Source organism: Paraglaciecola sp. IT1134 (assembly GCF_058068185.1).
Genome location: NZ_CM176486.1, coordinates 2093297 through 2114714 on the forward strand (window position 1 = coordinate 2093297; position 21418 = coordinate 2114714).

The following is a 21418-nucleotide window of genomic DNA, read 5'->3' on the forward strand; positions in this document are numbered from 1 at the left end:
ACTTATGCTTGAAAAGATATCCCGATAGAGATACTAACCTGATTTACCCTCAGGAGCATGTTTGTGATTACGTTCTTGGGTATACACTTTTACGTATCACCGATACAGAGGATCATAGCTGCCCCACCGGACATCGTGGGTAATTTAACGGCGAAAATGACCGGTGGGATATTTCACATTGATATTGCTCCGGCATATTTGACCTCGTCTAATGGATAATTACTCAGGCTGATTTTTTAATTGATTGGGGTCAATTGCTGCGCATATTTGCTGTATCCGAAACATAAAATACTTACTTTGACGTATTTTCCACAGGTCATATTTTTTACTTTGTTTCTATTAACCTTTAGTCTGAATTAACGGGTGACAGCTATCTTTTGACTATGAGATTCGCTATATTCGTGTAAATATACCTCCCCTTTTAAACAACATACATTTTGGTTTGACCTGAAAAGTCGTTGATTTGTAATCCGTTTTTCAATTAAAGTGCGGGCTAGCCAAGTGCTAAACAGGTGAAATTAATATTGTTCAGTGCGAGTAGTTGTTTGAAAGCGGATCAGGAGTTAACAATATTTTGAAGCGGTATGTTGAAACGCATTTTACAAAAAGTTGTTGTGTTGTAAACAGATCCGCTTTTCTTTTTTGTTTGTTTTTGTTCTCTTCAGTTCATGTACACGCCAATCCACAAATTAGCGAACCGATTTTTGCTCAGCTATCGACTGAGCAGGGATTGTCTCAGGATACAGTGAACGCTATTTTGCTCGACCAAGATGGTTTTTTATGGCTAGGTACAGATGCCGGTCTTAATCGTTATGACGGTTATCAAGTTGTTAATATAGCGGGTCCAGACAAGCAACTCTTGGACCAACCAATCCAATATTTATATCAAGACTCATCCGGCTGGTTATGGATCAGTACCTTAAATCTTGGGGTTTTCAAGATGGATTTGAAGACTGGTAAACTTGAATTGATATTGGCCATTGCGTCGCAAAATCAGCTTGAGTGGCTGCAATATGCCAGCTCTATTAGTCAAGACTCTAATGACTTTTTATGGTTCGCCATGGACCAAAGTGTTGTGCGTTATACAATGCAAACTGGAGAAATAACTGAAGTATATGCACTCACTCCTGAGGCATTAGATAACGGACAAAGTATCCGATGGGTGTGGGGAAGCAAAGACATCGTTATTATCGCCACCTCCCATGGTTTATTGGGGCTGGATCTGGCCAGCCAAAAAATAACTCAGATTGATTATTTACAAAGCTACGCATCCAAACAAGACCGTCTCAATGCAAAAGTGCTGTATCTGGACGAGTTGGACACTTTTTGGGTCGGCACAGTAGAAGGTTTGTACAGTCTACCTTACAAGGCGCTTAAAGCTTTTATTCAAGGTACTGGACCGTTACCTGGATCCTCTGTGAGGGTAGAGCTGCGCAACATTTGGCGTATTTTGCCCTACTCAGATCAGCAGTTATATCTGGCAACCGATCAGGGGCTATTTAGTTATGCAGTCGTTGATAGCAAGCTGACACATATATTCAGGCCAACTGATAGTCGTGATTCGTTATCAAAAGACGGAATCTATAATCTGGCGTTTGATGCAAATAGTAACCTGTGGGTGGGTACACGCTCTGACGGTGCCATTTATTGGTCTGCCAGTTCGACCTTATTTCAAAACGTGTTCAATATCCGTGGGGGACGGGAACATAAAATCCTCAGTGACAATAATGTCTGGAGTACCTACCAGCAAGACCAACAAACCCTGTGGATAGGCACGGATAATGGCTTGAATGTCTATAATTTACAAAATGGTAAGAGTCGCAGTTACTTAGTTTCTGTGGACGATAAAGCCCAATATTCCTCTGCGACCATTAATCAAATATTGCCCGCTAGTGACAGTTGCTTATGGCTTGTTACGGGAGACGGTTTACGCAGATTCAATACACACAAAGGCGTAAGTATGCCCCTTAAGGTGACTCACGATAATGAGCGTGAAATACTATCCCATCCTATGTGGGGTGCTGACGTGGACGAGAGCGGCGATGTGTGGTTTATGTCAGGAACTGGATTTTACCGCTACTCCTGGGACGCTCAAAGGGTCACTAAAATAGCGCAACTCAGTAAGCTGATGCCTATGACTAAAGCCCAGGCTTTCCTCGGTCATCGCGCTGGCCAGCCCAATCAAATGATAGTCAGTTTAATTGGTGGCTTATATCAGTGGGACACCAAAATCAAGGTGTTAACGGCTATCCACCAACTAACCGAAGAGCAACATCACAATAGTGTGTCACCGGATAGCTGGCTTATCGATAACAACAATATCATGTGGATCAGTTACCCTGGCTACGGTCTGGTAGGACTGGACAGTGATAGTTTTGAACAGAAATTTTTTTACAACAATGACAATTTATTGCCCTCGAATACTATCTATAGTCTGCAAAAAGATAGTATGGGTAGTATTTGGATGAGTTCCCATAATGGGTTGTTGAAATTTGACCCGAGCCATCATGTGCTTCAGCGTTTTAGTCACGCTCAAGGTGTGGGCAATGACGAGTTCAATCAAGGCGCGAGCCAAATGCTGCAAGACGGGCGTTTAGTTTACGGTTCCCCCAAAGGTTTTACCCTTTTTCACCCTGACGAGCTCCAGCAAAAACAGCCGGTAACCCGGGTACCTAAGATAACGGGAATAACCTTATCTACAAAAAAACTCAATTTACCGCCAAAAAATTTGTCCGGTGAAAAAATCATTCTTGAACATGACGATTTGAGCCTCACCCTGTTTTTTTCTACCCTGGGATATGAAGATCAGTCCAGCACTAGATACCACTATCGCTTAAGTGGAGCTGCCAACTTAGATTATCCGCTTACGACTCAGGCCAATGTTAACTTCCCCAAATTATCCCCAGGGCAATATTTATTCGAAGTCAGTGCACTTGATGCTGCTTTGGGCAAAGAAAGTAAACCAGCAAGTATTACCATTATTGTGCATTATGCCCCCTGGTCGTCGCCTTTGGCTTACAGCCTGTACGGGGGCTTGGCGTTTTTGGTGATATTTTTGCTTTGGCGAAATCGCCAAGCAGAAGGGGGACGTCTGCGTGAGGCCCACAAAGAAGTGCTTAAAAGTAAAGAGCGATTATCGTTGGCTCTTAACGCGAGCAATAGCAATGTGTGGGAGTGGCAAGCCAGTAATAATTTGATTTTTTCACCGCGTATCAGCACAGAGCTTGAATATTTAGAGCTACCAGACACAGTTAACCTTGAGCAGCATATTGCTTTGATCCATAAGCAGGATAGGGGGTTTTATGAATCTAGCTGGCAACGGTTTTTAGAAAATCGTGAAACCTTGTTAGACGTTACCTACAGAATGCGGGCTAAGAATACTAGCTGGTTGTGGTTTCGCGATGTAGGCAGTTTCGTTGACAATACCAGCAATACCAGCAATACCAGCAATACCAGCAATACCCTGACCGTAGCGGGCACCTATACCAATGTCACCGAAACGATTGCAGAGCGCGAAAAATTGCGTCTGTTTGGTGAGGCCTATAAACATGCCAGGGATTGGGTATTAGTGTGTAACAGTCGACGAATACCTTTGGCGGCAAATAAGGCATTTTGTGATGCATTTGGCATAGTCGACGAGATTAATCTGAGGACTCAGCTAAACAAGCTCTATCGCAAGCAGCCAGAGGGTAACCTGAAGTTCTGGGGGATATTATCCACCCTAACAGCCAATGAAGACTGGCGAGGGGAAGACAAAATATTGGCTAAAGGTCAACGACTTTGTGAAGTGTTAGTGTACATCAAGGCAGTTGCCAGCCTACATGATGCAAACAAAATTGACTCATATCTGGTGATCCTCTCTGATATCAGTGTTCAAAAAGAGGCTCAAAAAGAATTAGTCAAATTGGCGAATTTCGATAACTTGACTGGACTGCCTAATCGCACTTTACTGCTTGACCGTATAAATCATGCTATTGACCACGCGGTTCGCAACCATACTACTATCGCGTTATTTTTTATCGATTTAGATAAATTCAAACAAGTTAACGACAGTTTGGGGCATAAAGCTGGGGATACGCTTTTACAGGAAATATCCAAACGTTTGTTAAATTTACTCAGGAAAGACGATACGGTTGCACGTCTGGGTGGTGATGAGTTCGTGGTCATGGTTGAAAATGTGCAAGATGTCGATAAGCTTTGTAGCTTGGCTAATGAAATTATTCGTGTCATTGACGCGCCAGTCCAATTAGATAATCAATCTGTTGGAGTATCTTCGAGTATTGGTATCGCATTGTTTCCTGGGGATGCGACTAACTCCCAAGAATTACTGGAAAATGCCGATGTCGCCATGTACCACGCCAAAGAACTGGGGCGGAGCAATTTCCAATATTTCACCTCTCACATGAATATATTGGCCCAACAACGCCTGGCCCTTGAAAGTGACTTAAAAGAAGCCCATCAAAACAATCAGCTGTGTAATCATTATCAACCTATTGTCAGTTTTAGTAGCGGCAAGGTCATTGGCTTTGAGTTATTGATGCGCTGGTTTACCCCTACGGGCAAGGTTTCACCCGCAAGATTTATTCCCGTTGCCGAAGAGCTTGGACTGATTGAAAAAATGACCCAAGACGCTATGAACCGAGCGTTACCCATGCTTAAACGTTGGCAGAAAATTGGTTTTAGCGGTTATCTCTCCATAAACCTTTCTGCCAGACATTTTGAGCGGCATAGCTCTATCGATAACATCATTACATTTTTAGCGGATAATCAGTTGCCAGTCACCTCAATTCACTTTGAAATCACCGAGAGTGCATTGATGAAAGATTATGAAAAAGCATTGGCTTACATGCAACAACTCAGAACTCGGGGCTTCATTATCGCCCTTGACGATTTTGGTACCGGCTATTCTTCATTAAAATATTTAAAAGAATTTCCCATTCAGTTTATCAAAGTGGATAAAAGTTTCGTCGACGGCATTGGCGTTAATAAAAATAATGAAGCACTTATTGTGACCACCTTGCGCATGGCGGAGAGTTTGCAGATGAATTGTGTGGCAGAAGGGATTGAAACTGCTGAGCAAATAACCTTTTTTAAACAGCACGGATGTGACTTGTTGCAAGGCTATTATTTCTCTATACCTGTTCCGCTGGACGACACCTATGCATTACTCGAGAAAACCTGGGACATCTGATTTATCGTCTCTCAGGTTTAGTTGGTTTGGGTCAGTTATTGTGAGTGTGGGTAACGCCTGATCACTTGAGTTTGTATATCCTGGTTACCAAAGTTTAACGAAACTTCGCGCTCCAATATAATATTTCCTTGTACGGATGAGCTGGCATCTACGTTTAACACCGGCACACCCCGATCCCATTTCCATGAATCTTGGTCTTGTTGGTGAAATACGAGATCCCCTCGTATCAAGCTGTTATTTGATAGGGATATATTGCCATTTTGCGTTTCTACATCTCCACCCACAGTTACGTTATCGAGTAAGATATCCCCATTTATGGTTTCGATGTTTTGGGCGATGTTTGAGTCAAATTTAAGGTTCACGTTGCCGTTAACTGTGCGTACATCTTGGCTAACGTGCAGATTATCTCCCGCTTCAATATTACCATTGACAGTTTGCAGGGAATCGACCGATACAAACTCACCCGCTACTATATTTCCGTTAACTGAATCGACGTTTTGCGCTTGGACATAATCATTAAGCGCTACCCCACCATTAACCGATGATACATCTCTGACTGTTTTTCCCTCAGATACCTCAAGCTGGCCAAAAATACTGCTAACATTTCCTTCTCGCTCGGCGCCGCCGACCTGGATAACGCAGCCGGAACTGCCAATAATGCACAAGCTGATGAAAGTTGAAAGGGTGAATTTGTTAGACATGTAAACCTCTGGTGTGTTTTTTAGTTATATGAATAGTTCAACAGCACTTGTTATGCCACATAGGTAACTATATGAATTTATAGTGTTTATTTTTTTGTATACAGCAAGGCGATGTACAATCTGAACACGCAGTAGGGGAATTCGTTAAAATTTAGTCAATATCACAAAAGGGTTGTCGAATGTTTGCATGAAGTAACAAGACGCACGCTAAACACTTGGTTTAGTATCGAACGACAAACAAAGGCGTTTAGATGTTCCAAGCTGTACAGCCGGGAAAACTGTTGCGGTTCATTATTTTGTTGCATACTAACTAAATGATTGTAAGTGGTTTTTAATGAATAGAGCTTCCCGCATGTTATCCACACAGCAGCAACAACGTTTTAAAAATCAGGGGTATGTTGTATTTGATCAACTCTTTACGCATGCAGAAATGCAAGTACTGCAGCTTGAAGCTGGCAAAATAGTCGAATCATTCGATCAGCAATCGAGCCGGTCTATCTTCTCAACCGTGGATCAGAGCAAGAGCCGTGATGACTATTTTTTAAACTCAGGGGATAAAGTTCGCTGCTTCTTCGAAGAAGAGGCTTTTGATAGCCACGGTCAACTCAATCAAGCCAAATCTCTAAGCATTAATAAAATAGGCCATGCTTTACACAACTTAAATCCGGTATTTAAGGCTTTTAGTCGTGATCCGCGAATTGCGGCAATTGCTCGTGACCTCGGGGTAGTTGAACCGCAAATTCGCCAATCTATGTATATTTTCAAGCAGCCCAAAATCGGTGGGGTGATCCGTTGGCATCAGGATGCTAGCTATTTTTACAGTCAGCCGCTATCGGTAATTACCTATTGGTTGGCGGTGGAAGATGCCACATTGCAAAACGGCTGTTTGCAAGTTAAGGCGGATGGCAGTGATACTCCGTTGCGAGAGCAATTTATTCGTTATGCTGATGATCGAACTGAACTTAAGGTATTAGATACCACCCCTTGGCCAAAAGATGATGAGGCCAAACCGTTAGAGGTCAAGCGCGGTACCTTAGTGGTATTTGATGGTTTGTTACCCCACTTCAGTGCGCCTAATCGCTCGCAAAAATCCCGGCATGCCTTTACCTTACATATCACCTGCGGCTGCAGTAAATATGACCCTGGCAATTGGTTACAGGCCGCGCCGAGCAACTTAGGTTAATCTCTATATAAGGTTTTTATCAGATGGAAACCAAATTGGGTTTTTATTGGCCCATGCACGACTAACGTATCTTGTTTAAACACCACATTATCAAAGGCTTTGACCATAGTGCCAGGACGAAACTCGCCTAAGTCACCGCCCTTTTTGCCTGATGGGCATAGGGAGTGTTTTTTTGCCAATTGATGAAAATCCCCACCTTTATCCAGTAGCGCCTTGATTTTATCCGCTTCTGGTCGAGTTTTAACTAAGATGTGACAGGCACTGGCTTTCATATTTATTACCTTATTTATAATAGTACGCGTTTGCCGCTAGCGGCAGATGCAAAGATGGCCTGTACGACATGAACGTCTCGTAAACCTTCACTGCCCGGCACCAGTAACCGGCCCTGACCCAGCACTGCTAGGGCATCATCATCCATTTGCAGTGCCTGTTGCATACCCTTGATGGCAGGAAAAGATTGACCATCGCTAGTATACCCTGTTACCCCAGAATATTCTGACATGGGTTGCAGTTTGTACCAGTCGTTTTCACATTCCATTTTAAGTTGGCTGAATGACTTGACCACACTGGTTGCACACTGGGCGATGACTCCCGTGGGAAATTCCAGGGTGAAATAGGTGCTTTCATCCACTTCTTTAAATATGTGCGGGTGGGATTTTTCATGTCTGGCGGTGACCGCTAGGGGCTCTAGCCCCACCATAAAGCGCGCCCCATTTAACGGATAAACACCCATATCGTACATGGCACCGCCGCCCATGGCTTTTTGCATGCGCCAATTGTCAGCGGGCAGTCCATTGCCACCATAACCGGCTTGAGCAATGATATTGGTGAGTGGTCCATAGGGGAGGCTGTTTTTATAAGCCATAAAACGCCGGGTATTAGGTTCGTGCTGCATGCGATAGCCAATACTTAGCTGCACTTTGTTGCGCTTACAAACATCGATTATTTTCTGACATTGTTGTGTGGTCATGGCCATGGGTTTTTCGCACCATACATGTTTGCCTGCGTTTGCGGCTATCTCACAATATTTAAGGTGTAAGGCCGTAGGCACAACCACATAAATCACATCAATATCCGGGTTATTGGCTATTTGATGCATGGTGTCGTAGGAATAGATATTTTTGTCCGCTATGGCATAACGTTGTTGCCACAGGGGGAGTTTGTCAGGGCTGCCGGTCACTAACCCTCTTAACTGACAGTGCTTGGTCATTTCTAAGGCCGGCGCCAGTAGCCCGCGGCTGTAATTTCCAAGACCAACTAAGGCCACCCCTACTTTTTTCGCAGATTGACCTTGTGTCGTGAGCGGCCAACCAGCCGTTGCTGAGAAGGCTAGACCTGCTCCGGCCAGTTGCAGAAAGTCTCGGCGTGACAAATGTGTGATGGTTAACTTGCCCATAGTGAACTCGAAACGTCAATTAATTGATAACCATAGGTTTAGCAGAATAAAGCTATCCACATCATAACTAATACGCATAACGGTGGAATGTTTTCTATCGGTTATTTATCCTCAATACTGTATTATTTAACCTACAGTAGGGCGGATAAAACTGCCTGAAATCCTAATGATGGTTTTGTGACAAGTGAGGCAAGGTGTTCGAATTAACTAACATAAGTTTAAAAGATAAAGTGTCAGCTGCTGAATGGCAAACCCGAGTCGACTTGGCCGCTTGTTATCGTTTGGTTGCTAATTTAGGCTGGGGGGATTTAATTTACACCCATCTCTCGGCGCGGGTGCCGGATACGGATGAGTATCTGGTTAATGCTTTTGGTTTGACTTTCGAAGAAGTAACGGCATCTAACCTAATCAGAGTCGATCTGGCCGGTAACGTACTTGACGGCTCGCCTTATAGTATTAACCCAGCAGGTTTCACTATCCATAGTGCTGTTCATCAAGTACGCCATGACGCCCAGTGTGTTATCCATCTGCACACTAAAGCAACTATCAGCGTCGCTAGCTTAGCGGGGGGATTACAGCCATGGAGTCAGTATGCAATGTTTTCGCTGTCGTCGTTAAGTTATCATGGTTATGAAGGGCTGGCGGTAAACGCCGATGAGAAACAGCGTTTACAAGACGACCTGGGCCAAAATAATCATATGTTACTACACAATCATGGCGGTTTAACTGTTGGTCCAAGTGTAGGTGATGCCTTTATGCGTTTTTATGATTTACAACGGGCCTGCGAAATTCAAATAGAATTATTGCAAACCACAAAGCCAATCATTGAAATTCCTCAGACTATTGTAGAAGGTATTTATGCCCAGGCTAACGTCGTGCACAGCGGCCAAAGCGGCGGCCAAAAAGCCTGGCCGGCTATGTTACGCAAAGCCTATAAACTTGATCCAAGCTTTTGCCAATAGAGACAGCACTATAGCATTTACCGATATAACTCTTATTCAGGAAACCTAAAAATGAAAATTACCCGCGTCGAAATTTTTGATATCGATTGCCCGAAACGCCCAGCATGGAACCCGGTATTTGTGCGCATTTATACCGATGAAGGTATCACGGGTGTCGGTGAAGCCGGTTTAGCTTACGATCTCGGTCACAGCGCTGCGGCCCATATGATCAAAGAGATCGCCCAGGCCATGTTGATCGGATTCAACCCCATGAACACTGAACACTTGTGGAGCCGGATGCTACGAGAAAGTTTTTGGGGGTTGGGCGGGGGGCCGATTATTTATGCTGCCATGAGTGCTATAGATACTGCCTTGTGGGACATTAAGGGCAAAGCCCTTGGGGTACCAGTTTATCAATTGCTAGGAGGCAAAACTAACGCTAAATTACGTACTTACGCCAGCCAGTTGCAATTTGACTGGGATAGCGAAGTTACCCGTTTAAACGATCCTGCCGACTATGGACGGGCCGCCGAGAAAGCCGTTGCCCAAGGCTATGATGCGGTCAAAGTTGATCCCATAGTCTACGACAAGACGGGCGTAAGCCACTTTGATCGTACCAAATTATTTACCCAGCCAGAAATACGATTGTTTAAGGCACGCCTGCAGGCAATCCGTGATGCGGTAGGGGATGATGTCGATATAATCTTTGAATGTCACAGTCTACTTGGGGTCGCAACGGCTATCCAGCTTGGGGAAATGGTCGAAGATATTGGGTGCCTGTTTTATGAAGAACCGGTCAATTACCTTAATTCCAAATTACATGACAAAGTGGCTAAACGGGTCAATGTGCCTATTGCCGGGGGCGAACGACTATATAATCGTTGGGGCGTAAGGCCTTATTTGGAAGATCAAAGCCTGGATGTGCTGCAGCCTGATATTGGTTTGTGTGGCGGGTTTACTGAAGCGAAAAAGGTTTGTGATTATGCCGATGTATACGATGTACGTATTCAGGCCCATGTTTGTGGTGGTCCGGTCGCGACCGCTGCCAGTTTGCATCTGGAAACTGCTATTCCTAATTTTTTAATCCACGAACATCATACTTACGCGATTAAAGACTGGAACCGTGAGCTGTGTTTACAAGACCCCCAGCCGGTAAACGGCTTTTTTGAAGTCACAGAAGTACCAGGCCTAGGTATTGATTTAAACGATGAAATCGTTTACCGCTCGCCCCATATGGAAGTTAAATAAGGCATTGTGGATACCCTTATTAGGCCCGTAATTTCGGGCCTAAGCTAAAATATCCTAGCTGCCTGTGGCGGATACGGATTGAGATGTCATGAAGCATCTTGCAGTGCTTTAATTCTGGCTGCAAGAGGAGGGTGGCTGGTGAAAAGGCCATGAATTTTGCCAGCGTCTATGGCCAAAGCCGCCATTTCGTCCGGTATGTTAGGGGTGTTCTTTACTTGCCCCAAGCGTTGCAAGGCAGCAATCATGTTTTGCCGTCCGGCAAGTCTGGCACCACCGGCATCAGCTCGAAATTCTCTGTATCTGGAAAACCACATGACCACCATCATGGCCAGCATCCCCAACAACAGCTCGCTGACCATGGACACTATCCAAAACGCCGGCCCGTGACCGCGCTCTACCTTAAAGACCACACGGTCAACTACATGACCGATAATCCGGGATAAAAACACCACAAAGGTATTTACCACTCCTTGAATAAGGGTCATGGTGACCATATCGCCATTGGCCATATGACTAATTTCATGGGCCAATACGGCTTCAACTTCATTTCTGCTCATGGACTCAAGCAGGCCGGTACTGACGGCGACTAGCGCATTATTTTTCTGCCAGCCAGTGGCAAAGGCATTAGGTGAGGGGTTAACAAAAATCCCCACTTCAGGCATACCAATACCGGCTTGTTGTGCCAACTTACCAACGGTTTGCACCAGAGCGCGTTCAGTGTTGTTCTGTGGGGTGGTTAATACATGTACTTTCATGCTGCGTTTAGCGATAAATTTTGATAGAAATAGTGAAATAAAGGCACCGCTGAAACCTATGACAGTAGCGTAAACCAGCAACGCCTGAAGATCCAAATCAACACCGTTTTGTGCTAACAGTCCTTGGAAACCAAACAGGCTGAAAATTAAACTTATCAAGGCCAAAATAGCGATATTGGTGCCTAAAAACAACAATACTCTAAACATATTCATTACCCCTTTTTGTCAATTATTTTTGCCTACGCTGGCTATAACGTTGCCGCCGAAATCGCCCGCTATAAAAACCGATAGTAGCTGGTAAAGATGATTTGTTGATGATTTATTTTATATGTAGCCTCAGATAATTGTGGCGCGTGAAAAGCGCCGCAGTAGCAAAGGCATCAAACAAAAAAACGGGCCCCGATAACGTATCGAGGCCCGTTTTTGAGCTGCCGTTTCAATGGGAGACTGGCAGTATTTTAGTTGTCTTTACGCTGCGTCAACCTGACTTTCTTGTTTAGGGGTCACCAACTGCTGATTGGTATCCAATAATTCAAGGTCAAAGGTGTATTCGTCAACCCGTATTGCCAGTTTACGTTTTTCGTTGTAATCCAGTATCAAGGCAAAATCATCGGCGCTTAGCTCTCCTTTTTCATGCATTTTAGTCACAGCATGTTCGAAGGAGATAAAAGGCACCACCGGATTTTTACGCAAGGCTTTTTGGATGGTTTTCAACAATGGCATAACCGCATGTTTGGCAGCAAATGCCTGCTGGTTGATATCGTTGGCATCACCAGGGATCACTCTGACAAGGTGAGTAAGTTCACTCATGATACTACTTTGCGCCATCGTGGCATCTGATAACTCACGTTTTAAGTCATCAGAAATACCCTTAACCGAAGTTGAGTAAGTATTGGTTAAGATTCTCATCATGGCGCGAGTGGCGGTATTTGGGAAGTTAGCAATAAAGTCGACCAAAGCTTGCTCACCCTGCTGTAAACACCACTGAATTGCATATTCAAAATAAGGTTTGGCTTCGCTGCGACTGGATACTTTTTGTTCGTAAAAACGCACAACAGCCATTGCAGCATATAAGTAGCTCATCACGTCGCCTAACCGAGCGGATAACATTTCAGCTTTTTTCAAATCGCCGCCTAAAATCAACAGCGATAAATCTGCTAATGGTGCTAACTTGGCTGACAAGGCATTCATACGTTTTTCGTAGGGTTTTACTTCCGGTAGCGATGAGCCTGCGCCGCGGGTAAAGGGCAAATAGCTTTTCGAGAAGCTACGCAGTGAATTTTTCACACTGAAACTGATCGTTTTGCCTAATACCTTATTAAAAGCTTTATCCGCTTTAGCATCATCGCTATGGATAAGCTCAACCATTTCTTTGAGGTGAGGGTGACAACGCATGGCACCCTGACCGAAAATCATCAAACTACGAGTGAGTATATTCGCACCTTCCACGGTAATGGCAATAGGTTGCGCCGCATAGCCATTAGCCAGGTTATTTTGCGGGCCACGTTGAATTGCTTTACCCGCTTGGATATCCATGGCTGTGTTACACACATCACGACCCAGCTCGGTCATGTGGTATTTTGCCATTGCAGTGACAACTGAGGGTTTCAAACCCAGCCCCAGGCCTTCAGTGGTCAGTACCCGCATAGATTCGAGCACAAAAGTTTTACCGGCGATATCAGCCAGCTTTTCCTGGATCCCTTCGAACCGACCAATTGGCACGCCGAACTGCTCACGTACAAATGAATATTCGGCAGTGGATTTAAGAGATGACTGTGCTGACGCTACGCCCATCGCAGGTAGTGAAATACCGCGTCCAGCCCCCAGGCAACTTACCAGCATCTGCCAACCACGGCCGATGTTTTTCTCGCCGCCAATGATAAAGTCCATGGGGATAAATACATCATTACCACGCGTTGTACCGTTATAAAAACGGATACCCATAGGATCATGACGGTTTCCTAGTTCCACACCAGGATGAGATTTAGGAATAAGCGCACACGTAATGCCTAACTCAAGTTTGTCACCTAAAAGTTGTTCTGGGTCGAATACTTTAAACGCTAAACCCAGCACGGTGGCGATGGGTGCCAGGGTGATGTAACGTTTGTCCCAGCTCACACAGAGACCGACGACTTCTTCACCGTTGTACATGCCTTTAGTCACTATCCCCGCATCCGGAATAGCACCGGCGTCCGAACCCGCTTCGGGGCTCGTCAGGGCGAAACATGGTATTTCTTTTCCAACGGCTAAATCAGGTAACCATTGCTCTTGTTGGGCAGTGGTACCGTAATGCATAAGTAATTCGCCTGGGCCCAATGAATTCGGGACCATGACCGTCACAGCGATCGCACTGCTTTTTACTGCAATAGTGGCCACTATGGTTGAGTTGGCGTATGCAGAGAACTCTAAACCGTTAAATTTCTTTGGAATGATCAAGGCAAAAAATTTATTTATCGACAAAAAATCCAGTATTTCTTGCGGCAAATGTTTGCCGTTTTGCAAAGCAAAATCATCAACCATCTCTAATAATTGTTGTACCGGTCCAGCGAGGAAGGCTTGTTCGTCCGCAGTTAAGGTCGCTCTGGGAATGGCTCTAAGTGCCTGCATATCGGGCTTACCTTGATATATCGAAGACTCTATCCATACATCGCCTGCGTCTAACGCTTCTTGCTCGGTTAACGAAATTGGGGGTAACACTTTTTTAAGACTTGTTCTAATACTCATAGTTTTTACTCATCCGCTCATCTGACCAGTTGCAATGTATATTACTCATTTTTGCGAATAGATCAAATTTTCTACCGTTTTTTCTTAACAGCCAGCACACTTAAGGCCTATCTACAAAGTGGTTTTCCATCAATACCTGATTTTCAACACGTTAAAAATAATGAAAGCCAACGGGCAGTTCTCGGCCTAGTAGGCATAGATTAAATTCCACTATATGAGCTTGGATAATGCTGAAATCTCCTTGCCTGGTTGTTGTTAACTTTCACCATCTGGGCTGGCGCAATGAAGAGCTAAACCTAATTGGAATTGAGGCATATTTGCCATGACTTTTGGCTTGGTATACGGCGAAATGCAGATGGGGCAAAGATGAAAAACCTGTGGTGCCGGAATACCCTATGAGTTGACCACGCTTTATTATGTCCCCCAAGGCCACAACCACACCATTTAGTCTTAGGTGGTAGTACTCACCCGTTGTGCCATCGTCGTGCAAGATAGTAATAAAGTTGGCATAGCGCGAATAACGGCGACTAGCCCCGCCACGGTTATGTTTTTGTTGTAAGTCAATCACCTGGCCTTCTCGGGCGGCATGCACAGGTGTGCCTATTGGCATGGCAAAATCAAGGGCGTAACGTGACGCGCCACTATGGCTGTAACCGCCACCAAATCCCTGCACCAATCGGTAGCGTGCACCTTGGGCGTAGGGCAGTGCATAGCGATAAACATCATTATGTTTGGCGTTGAGGATCCCTGGTGTCCAGTAAAACTCATCATTGTAGTGAATGGGTTTGGCCGGATCGCTAGCGGTAAGGCTTAATACCAGGGTGCGCTGGGCGCCCGTTAACACCCTGGTTGCGCTGTATTGATTGTGTTTGCCTTGGGCGCTGCTGAGGTTTTGCCCCTGGATCTCTAACGTTGCGGTGATGGGGTAAGGCTTTTTATTTATGAGCCAAAACTCTATGTTATTGGCTTGTTTGACAACATCAAAACAGGCCCAGTTGTCGATACAGTATGCACTTGCAACGGTCGAAAGCAGGGTACAAAAGCCTAATACCAGAACCCGGATAAATGTAAAAAACGGCAATTTCATGCTCCCGTACAGTAAGTAGTTAGCCTCATACAGACCAGAAACTAATTATTTACACTCAGTGGATAAGCCCAATACCCATATTTATGCGGTAAACGTCAGGTCAATACGATGTTTGCCAATGGTCACTTATGCCTGAGCTATTCAACCTTGGCGGCAAAGGGCAAAGCTGGCAATCTGGCCTGATTATACAAATTAGCCTCGCTATAATCCGCCCAAGCATAACGTAAACGTCTAGGTTGTTTGATTTTCGGTGACCACACAAATATCTGTTGGCCCAGGATTATCGCTTGGGCATTAACAAAACTCCCGTCATCTGCAGCCAACGCAAAACCCTTCAAGGAAGATGAACTGGCCTGTAAACCCTGCTGGGCATGATCATATTTCACTAATAACCCTGCCTGGCCGTCGTGCTCAAACTCAGTTACATCGCGCATTTTTGGCCCAGAAAAGACGACGTCCTCACCAAAAACCAGATGTTTTGCCGCTAACCACAGTCTGTTGCCTACCTCTTTTTTATTGCGCGGATGGATGTCTTCTGTATTACCTAAATCGATGGTCACAGCCATGGCGGTATTGGTCAAACTTAATGCTTCCGCCTGGGCTGCGCGTAGTTCTGCCCAGGCGCTTTCTCGTGGTTGCGCCTGAGGTTGACTATAACTGGCAAGCTGGACAAATAAAAAGGGTAACTCCTGGACATCCCACTTTGCGCGCCAATCGTTTATCAGCCCCTTAAACAGCTCAGGGTAGAGCTGTGCAGTGCCCACGTTATTTTCACCTTGATACCAAATTACCCCACTGAGGGGGAATTGGATCAGGGGGTGGATCATGGCGTTATACAATACCCCCGGCTTCCAGTTGTAATATTTAACCTTGGGTACAGGAGGCTCGATTTTATTAGAGAATTTCCATTGGCCTGACAAATCGTAATCGGTGTCATCCAAGCGCAGCTTGAACTTATTTTTTTCGCCGACTAGCACCTTGTTGTCCCAGCTACTGGTCACCCTTATTACTATGATGTTGTCACCTTGATGCAGGGTGTGCTTATCTAGTGGTACATCAGCGACGACGTCGTATCCCGTTTCTTGGTACACCAGTTGTCCGTTAATAAATATTTGACCAAGTTGGTTAAGCGCACCGAGTGCTAATTGCGCTTTCTGCGGCGCTTGTGGTAAATGAATGACTTTGCGTAACCAAACAATATCCGTCAAAGGTTTAATGGTCGGATTAGGCAACTCAACTTGCTGCCAAGACGCATCATCGTAATCATGACTGAGGATCTTACCGTCCTGGTAGGCGAGGGTACTTTTGATTAACTTTGATTTTTGTTTTTCCAGCAAGTCATTCCGAGCAAATTCCTGTTGCCATTTAGCCGTGTTTTGGCGTAGATCTTTGGCCTCGTCTTGATAGCCTTTGATATGCTGTAATGCACCCAGGGACGTCCAGGCTTCGGCTGGGGTCCCGCCCCAAGTGCTGTCAATTATCCCAACAGGGACCTGTTGTTGCAGATGATTATTTTTGGCAAAAAACCAGGCGATAGCGGAAAATTCCGGACTTGTTTGGGGAGATGCCTGCTGCCAGCCAGTTGAGGGAGTGGTTGTTTGCTCGCTTGCAGCGAAGTTATTGTCAACATTAAAAAAACGTATATTAGGAAGTCCGCTGGCGGCTATTTCTGCAGGGCCACCTTCAACGTTCCACCCCAGTTTCCATTCCATGTTGGATTGTCCTGCGGCGAGCCACACATCTCCGATTAATACATCTTCGACATTAATCTGGCTTACATCGTCCTTTATGGTCAACTGATAAGGACCGCCAGCGGCTTGTTGGGGCAGGGTGACCTGCCAGTGACCATCTGCTGCACTGACCTCCTGGCCGGATACCCGTTTACCATCGGCTAAATTTAAGGTGACCGTTACTTCTTTTCCGCCTTGGGTAGTACCCCAGATATTCATAGGTTTATTACGTTGCAGTACCATATGCGGTGCAAAAATGGCCGGCAGACTAAGTGTGTTTGGCATGGATGATGGACTCTGTGCTGCATAGACCTGCAGCGTAACGCCAATCAAACTATTTGTAATCAAACCCAACAGCAAAATTAAACTCAACCTTATTTTGTTTAACCATTTTTGCATTTTTTTTTCGTCCATTTATGTGTCTACATGTTGAGGGGATGAGCATACTCTGTCTGGTAACGAGAGAGCCAAGAAAGGATAGTTCAGTTAACCCGTTAGGTGAATAACCATATAGTGACAAGGTAAGTTTTCCAACCAGCAGGTGTGTCCACTAACCTCGACAGACACTTTTTTTGTTTAAGTAAACGTACGTTTGCTCAATAAAGCTATTTAACTCACCTATAAAATGTGGCGTAATACTCACTTGTTTCAAGATGCACATCAATGGCTGACTTACTTCATGTCTTTGGTGTATTGCCAGTAAGCACAACCCAATTTATTCCAGCGGATGTTATTCAAGTGTTTGATAAAAAAAGTGGAAAATCAATAACGTCCGTGCTTTTTGTGTGCCTGGGAAATATTTGTCGTTCACCCACAGCGGAAGCTGTATTCAGGCAAAAGGCTAAAGATTACGGGCTTAGTATCGTTATTGATTCCGCGGGCACCTTAGGTTATCACGACGGAGCCTCGCCGGATAAACGGGCCCAAGCGGTAGGTGGTGACAGGGGGTACGACTTTTCAAAAATCCGCTGCCGCAAAGTGGTGGCGGAGGATTTTGCAAGCTTCGATTATATCATCGCGATGGATAATAAAAATTTGCAGCATTTAATGGAAATGTGCCCTGCGGAGCACCAGCATAAAGTGTCTTTATTTTTAGCCCACACTAATGCTCATGAATCCGAGGTTCCCGATCCCTATTATGGAGGCAAGCGGGGATTCGAATATGTGTTGGATTTGATTGAGCAGGCTTCAGACGGTTTGCTTGAACACATCAAGGCCCGCTTTGCGACAACTTAGCAGCACCCCAGGTTTTCAGCGTGGCAGCCTAATAGCCTTGGGCATAGTGTTATTTCTTTGCGCTATGCTGGTGGTGTTTGCTGGTTTAGAGCAGCCCATGTCGGATCCCATTGAACAGCAAATCATCTGGCAACTCAGATTACCCTTAGTCGTGACGGCTTTTATTGTCGGAGCAGGTCTGGCGGTAAGCTCGGCTACATTACAGGTTTTATTACGTAATCCTTTAGCGGATCCGGGGATCATTGGTATCACTAGCGGAGCCAGTTTAGCTGCCGCCCTCTTTTTGTTACTGGGCAGTAGCCTGCCGTTTGCCTATTTACAGTATTTTCTGCCTTTGTTTTGTTTCATTGGTGCCATGCTCTCTACCTGGATTATTTACGCCATATCCAAGCGTCTCGCCGGGATCAGCTCAGGGGTGATCCTGGCAGGTATCGCCATCTCTACTCTAAGTGGTGCGGTGATAGCCTGGTTACATTTATTGTCCGATGCCCAGTCGATGCGCAACTTGACTTTTTGGTTGATGGGCAGCTTGCACCAGGCCGACTGGACCATTTTGACAATTGCCGGGCCGCTAATGCTGATCTTGTTAGCCTATATGTTGCGCCAGGGCCAGCAGTTAAATTGGTATTATTTTGGTGCTAATACCGCTCAACTCGCCGGACTGGATATCAAACGTTTTAATAAAACCGCACTTTTGGTGTGTGCGTTAATGGTCGGCATAGCCGTGTCTATTGCCGGTTCTATCGCCTTTGTCGGCTTACTGGTACCTCATTTGTTGCGCAACGTTGCCGGTTACGATAATAGATTCATTTTACCCGCTTCGGCATTACTTGGCGGTATCCTGTTAATGGCAGTGGTACTGGTTACCCGCAGTATGGGCGGCATCAGCATTCCCGTGTCTATGTTGACCGCTACCCTGGGCGGGCCTGTTTTTTTATATTCTATTATTCGTTTAACCAGGCAGGGTGTATGACATGTTGCAATTTTCGGCTCTGACATTGGGTAAGCGACTGGTGCAAGTCAGCGGTCACGCTCAAAGTGGGCAATTTGTGCATGTATTGGGAGCTAACGGCGCGGGTAAATCTACCTTGTTGGCAACACTGTCTGGATTACTGGGGATCGAAAGTGGCTACATTACTTTGCATGGGTGTCCGTTAGCGGATTATTCATTGCATCAGCAAGCGCAAATCAGGTGTCTGCAGGAACAGCAACAAAACAGTGTCTTTGCTATCTCGGTCAAAGAGTCGCTCGCTTTTTTTGCGCCGGGGAACGACTTTCCTGCTGCTTTGGAGCAAGCACTGGAAATTAAACCGTTCTTGTCACGATCACTGGCTGAGTTGTCAGGGGGAGAGAGCCGCAGGGTACAAATCGCCCGGGCTTTGTGGCAAATATGGCCAGCGATTGAAAACGGTAGAGGGATCATTTTACTCGATGAGCCCACTCAGGGATTGGATTTTCGCCACCAACATTTGTTACTACAAATGCTGACTGGGCTGGCCTCGTTGGGCAACGTGATCATTATCAGTCACCATGATCTTAACTTGTGTCAGCAATATGCCCAGCAGGTTTGGCTGATGCGCAGTGGCACCATGGTTAGCCAAGGCTCCCCTGAAACCATCATGACCATAAACCAGCTTAGCGCGGTGTTTGACTGTGAAGTTCGCAACTTTGTAGATGATGCAGGCAATAAGTTATGGCAAACTTATCTAGGGTAACCCCGATAATGATGCTTATTTTTTGTAAGTTGTGGTGCCTTATTGTTATGCAACTGGGGTATTATAGCTGTTTGGCGGTATCATAAGACGGACCGTAGCGGATTTAACCGCAGCCGATAAACAGCCGCCAATATAACCCAATTTTTGATAATTAAGGATCTAATGTGAGCCAGTGGCAACCCGATGATTGGCGTCAAAAGCCAATATTGCAACAACCTCATTACGAGGATCACCAGCACTTAAATAATGTGGAACAAAAACTGAAGACTTATCCGCCTTTGGTGTTTGCGGCCGAAACCCGTGATTTGTTTAAACAATTGGGCCAAGTTTCTGAAGGCAAAGGTTTCTTATTGCAAGGTGGCGATTGCGCCGAATCTTTTGACGAATTTAACGCCCCGAAAATTCGCGATACCTTTAAAGTCATATTGCAAATGGCCATTGTTCTGACCTTTGCTGGACGTTGTCCGGTTACCAAGGTCGCCCGCATGGCTGGGCAATATGCCAAACCCCGATCCGGAGATTTTGAGACCATAGATGGCGTGTCATTACCCAGCTATCGTGGTGATATTATCAATAGCATTGAGTTTACCGAAGCGGCACGCTTTCCCGACCCCCAGCGTATGCTCGACGCTTATCATCGTAGTGCTGCCACCTTGAATTTGTTGCGTGCCTTTGCCCAAGGCGGCTTGGCTGATTTACATCAGGTTAATCGCTGGAATATGGCGTTTCTGGAAAATAATCCCTTGAAAGAGCGCTATCAGGATGTTGCCAGCCGCATTCAGGATTCCTTGGAATTTATGGATGTCATGGGGATCAACATCAGCAATACCCCTACCTTGCATGAAACAACACTCTTCACTTCTCACGAAGCCTTGTTGCTCAATTACGAGCAAGCACTAACCCGAGTCGATACCCTCACGGGCAATTGGTATAATTGTTCGGCTCACATGTTATGGATTGGTGAAAGAACCCGTCAGCTGGATCATGCCCATGTGCAATTTTTCAAGGGGATCCATAATCCCATTGGCGTCAAAGTGGGGCCCAGTATGCAAGGTGATGAGCTTATTCGCTTAATCGATGCTTTGAATCCCGACAATACGGCAGGCCGCTTAACCCTGATCACCCGTATGGGAGCCGATAATTTGGAGCAACATTTGCCGGCCTTGTTACGCAGAGTAAAACAGGAAGGGCGTAAGGTGGTATGGAGCTCGGATCCTATGCACGGCAATACGTTTAAGGCATCAAGCGGCTACAAAACCCGTAATTTCGATGCTATCTTGCGTGAAATTCAGCAGTTTTTCTCGGCCCATCGCGCCGAAGGCACACATGCCGGGGGGATCCACTTGGAAATGACCGGTCAACATGTAACTGAATGTACCGGTGGTGCCTATCAAATCAGTGACGACGATTTAGCCCAAGCCTATAAAACTCAGTGTGACCCCAGGCTCAATGCCGATCAGGTACTAGAAATGGCGTTTTTAGTGGCTGACCATCTCAAGAAAGCCCAGTAA

15 protein-coding genes are annotated in these 21418 nt (G+C 45.4%); 8 read left to right on the forward strand and 7 right to left on the reverse strand.

Translation table 11 applies throughout. The features are described from left to right. The first annotated feature begins 652 nt into the window (after positions 1 to 652). Entirely contained in the window at positions 653 to 5191 is a 4539-nt protein-coding gene (locus AC3RV5_RS09190; RefSeq protein WP_489731622.1) for an EAL domain-containing protein, read from the forward strand. A gap of 35 nt (positions 5192 to 5226) precedes the next feature. Here the strand turns inward: AC3RV5_RS09190 and AC3RV5_RS09195 are convergent, their stop codons facing one another. After that, a complete protein-coding gene (locus tag AC3RV5_RS09195; RefSeq protein ID WP_489731623.1) occupies positions 5227 to 5892 on the reverse strand; it encodes a DUF4097 family beta strand repeat-containing protein in 666 nt (221 codons plus the stop codon). A gap of 352 nt (positions 5893 to 6244) precedes the next feature. Here AC3RV5_RS09195 and AC3RV5_RS09200 point away from each other — a divergent pair, with 352 nt between their 5' ends. Continuing rightward, positions 6245 to 7075, forward strand: coding sequence for a phytanoyl-CoA dioxygenase family protein (locus AC3RV5_RS09200; RefSeq protein WP_489732126.1), 831 nt, complete (start codon positions 6245 to 6247; stop codon positions 7073 to 7075). Here AC3RV5_RS09200 and AC3RV5_RS09205 read toward each other — a convergent pair. Together AC3RV5_RS09205 and AC3RV5_RS09210 are read right to left on the reverse strand one after the other, a co-directional pair. Then, the gene (locus AC3RV5_RS09205; protein WP_489731624.1) at positions 7072 to 7347 is read right to left on the reverse strand and encodes a peptidylprolyl isomerase; all 276 of its coding nucleotides are present in this window, start codon (positions 7345 to 7347) and stop codon (positions 7072 to 7074) included. The genes AC3RV5_RS09200 and AC3RV5_RS09205 overlap by 4 nt on opposite strands. 14 nt (positions 7348 to 7361) lie before the next feature. Beyond that, positions 7362 to 8471, reverse strand: coding sequence for a Gfo/Idh/MocA family protein (locus tag AC3RV5_RS09210; RefSeq protein ID WP_489731625.1), 1110 nt, complete (start codon positions 8469 to 8471; stop codon positions 7362 to 7364). Positions 8472 to 8665: 194 nt separating this feature from the next. On the opposite strand from AC3RV5_RS09210, the gene AC3RV5_RS09215 reads away from it, so the two are divergent. Next, the gene (locus tag AC3RV5_RS09215; RefSeq protein ID WP_489731626.1) at positions 8666 to 9433 is read left to right on the forward strand and encodes a class II aldolase/adducin family protein; all 768 of its coding nucleotides are present in this window, start codon (positions 8666 to 8668) and stop codon (positions 9431 to 9433) included. A gap of 51 nt (positions 9434 to 9484) precedes the next feature. After that, a complete protein-coding gene (locus tag AC3RV5_RS09220; RefSeq protein ID WP_489731627.1) occupies positions 9485 to 10660 on the forward strand; it encodes a mandelate racemase/muconate lactonizing enzyme family protein in 1176 nt (391 codons plus the stop codon). Positions 10661 to 10746: 86 nt separating this feature from the next. Here AC3RV5_RS09220 and htpX read toward each other — a convergent pair whose 3' ends face one another. The 4 genes from htpX to AC3RV5_RS09240 all read right to left on the reverse strand — a co-directional run bounded on the left by htpX (position 10747) and on the right by AC3RV5_RS09240 (position 17370). Beyond that, on the reverse strand, positions 10747 to 11622 hold the full coding sequence (htpX, locus tag AC3RV5_RS09225) for a protease HtpX (RefSeq protein WP_489731628.1): 876 nt from the start codon (positions 11620 to 11622) through the stop codon (positions 10747 to 10749). A 261-nt stretch (positions 11623 to 11883) separates the two neighbouring features. Next, entirely contained in the window at positions 11884 to 14139 is a 2256-nt protein-coding gene (locus AC3RV5_RS09230) for an acyl-CoA dehydrogenase (RefSeq protein WP_489731629.1), read from the reverse strand. 262 nt (positions 14140 to 14401) lie between these two features. Beyond that, entirely contained in the window at positions 14402 to 15220 is an 819-nt protein-coding gene (locus AC3RV5_RS09235; RefSeq protein WP_489731630.1) for a M23 family metallopeptidase, read from the reverse strand. 143 nt (positions 15221 to 15363) lie between these two features. Further along, entirely contained in the window at positions 15364 to 17370 is a 2007-nt protein-coding gene (locus AC3RV5_RS09240) for a sialate O-acetylesterase (protein ID WP_489731631.1), read from the reverse strand. Between the two features lie 324 nt (positions 17371 to 17694). Here AC3RV5_RS09240 and AC3RV5_RS09245 point away from each other — a divergent pair, with 324 nt between their 5' ends. The 4 genes from AC3RV5_RS09245 to AC3RV5_RS09260 all read left to right on the forward strand — a co-directional run bounded on the left by AC3RV5_RS09245 (position 17695) and on the right by AC3RV5_RS09260 (position 21418). Next, positions 17695 to 18192, forward strand: coding sequence for a low molecular weight protein-tyrosine-phosphatase (locus AC3RV5_RS09245; RefSeq protein ID WP_489732127.1), 498 nt, complete (start codon positions 17695 to 17697; stop codon positions 18190 to 18192). A gap of 64 nt (positions 18193 to 18256) precedes the next feature. Further along, positions 18257 to 19165 carry a FecCD family ABC transporter permease gene (locus AC3RV5_RS09250; RefSeq protein WP_489732128.1) on the forward strand — a complete coding sequence of 303 codons (909 nt, stop codon included), beginning with the start codon at positions 18257 to 18259 and terminating at the stop codon, positions 19163 to 19165. A 1-nt stretch (position 19166) separates the two neighbouring features. Beyond that, positions 19167 to 19907, forward strand: coding sequence for an ATP-binding cassette domain-containing protein (locus AC3RV5_RS09255; RefSeq protein WP_489731632.1), 741 nt, complete (start codon positions 19167 to 19169; stop codon positions 19905 to 19907). Between the two features lie 164 nt (positions 19908 to 20071). Further along, positions 20072 to 21418 carry a class II 3-deoxy-7-phosphoheptulonate synthase gene (locus AC3RV5_RS09260; RefSeq protein ID WP_489731633.1) on the forward strand — a complete coding sequence of 449 codons (1347 nt, stop codon included), beginning with the start codon at positions 20072 to 20074 and terminating at the stop codon, positions 21416 to 21418.

Bases quoted from the DNA above. Each gene is read 5' to 3' on its own strand.
- AC3RV5_RS09230 (WP_489731629.1), bottom strand. From the start codon at position 14,139: ATGAGTATTAGAACAAGTCTTAAAAAAGTGTTACCCCCAATTTCGTTA.
- AC3RV5_RS09195 (WP_489731623.1), bottom strand. From the start codon at position 5,892: ATGTCTAACAAATTCACCCTTTCAACTTTCATCAGCTTGTGCATTATT.
- AC3RV5_RS09200 (WP_489732126.1), top strand. From the start codon at position 6,245: ATGTTATCCACACAGCAGCAACAACGTTTTAAAAATCAGGGGTATGTT.
- htpX (WP_489731628.1), bottom strand. From the start codon at position 11,622: ATGTTTAGAGTATTGTTGTTTTTAGGCACCAATATCGCTATTTTGGCC.
- AC3RV5_RS09255 (WP_489731632.1), top strand. From the start codon at position 19,167: ATGTTGCAATTTTCGGCTCTGACATTGGGTAAGCGACTGGTGCAAGTC.
- AC3RV5_RS09240 (WP_489731631.1), bottom strand. From the start codon at position 17,370: ATGGACGAAAAAAAAATGCAAAAATGGTTAAACAAAATAAGGTTGAGT.
- AC3RV5_RS09250 (WP_489732128.1), top strand. From the start codon at position 18,257: ATGCTGGTGGTGTTTGCTGGTTTAGAGCAGCCCATGTCGGATCCCATT.
- AC3RV5_RS09220 (WP_489731627.1), top strand. From the start codon at position 9,485: ATGAAAATTACCCGCGTCGAAATTTTTGATATCGATTGCCCGAAACGC.
- AC3RV5_RS09205 (WP_489731624.1), bottom strand. From the start codon at position 7,347: ATGAAAGCCAGTGCCTGTCACATCTTAGTTAAAACTCGACCAGAAGCG.
- AC3RV5_RS09210 (WP_489731625.1), bottom strand. From the start codon at position 8,471: ATGGGCAAGTTAACCATCACACATTTGTCACGCCGAGACTTTCTGCAA.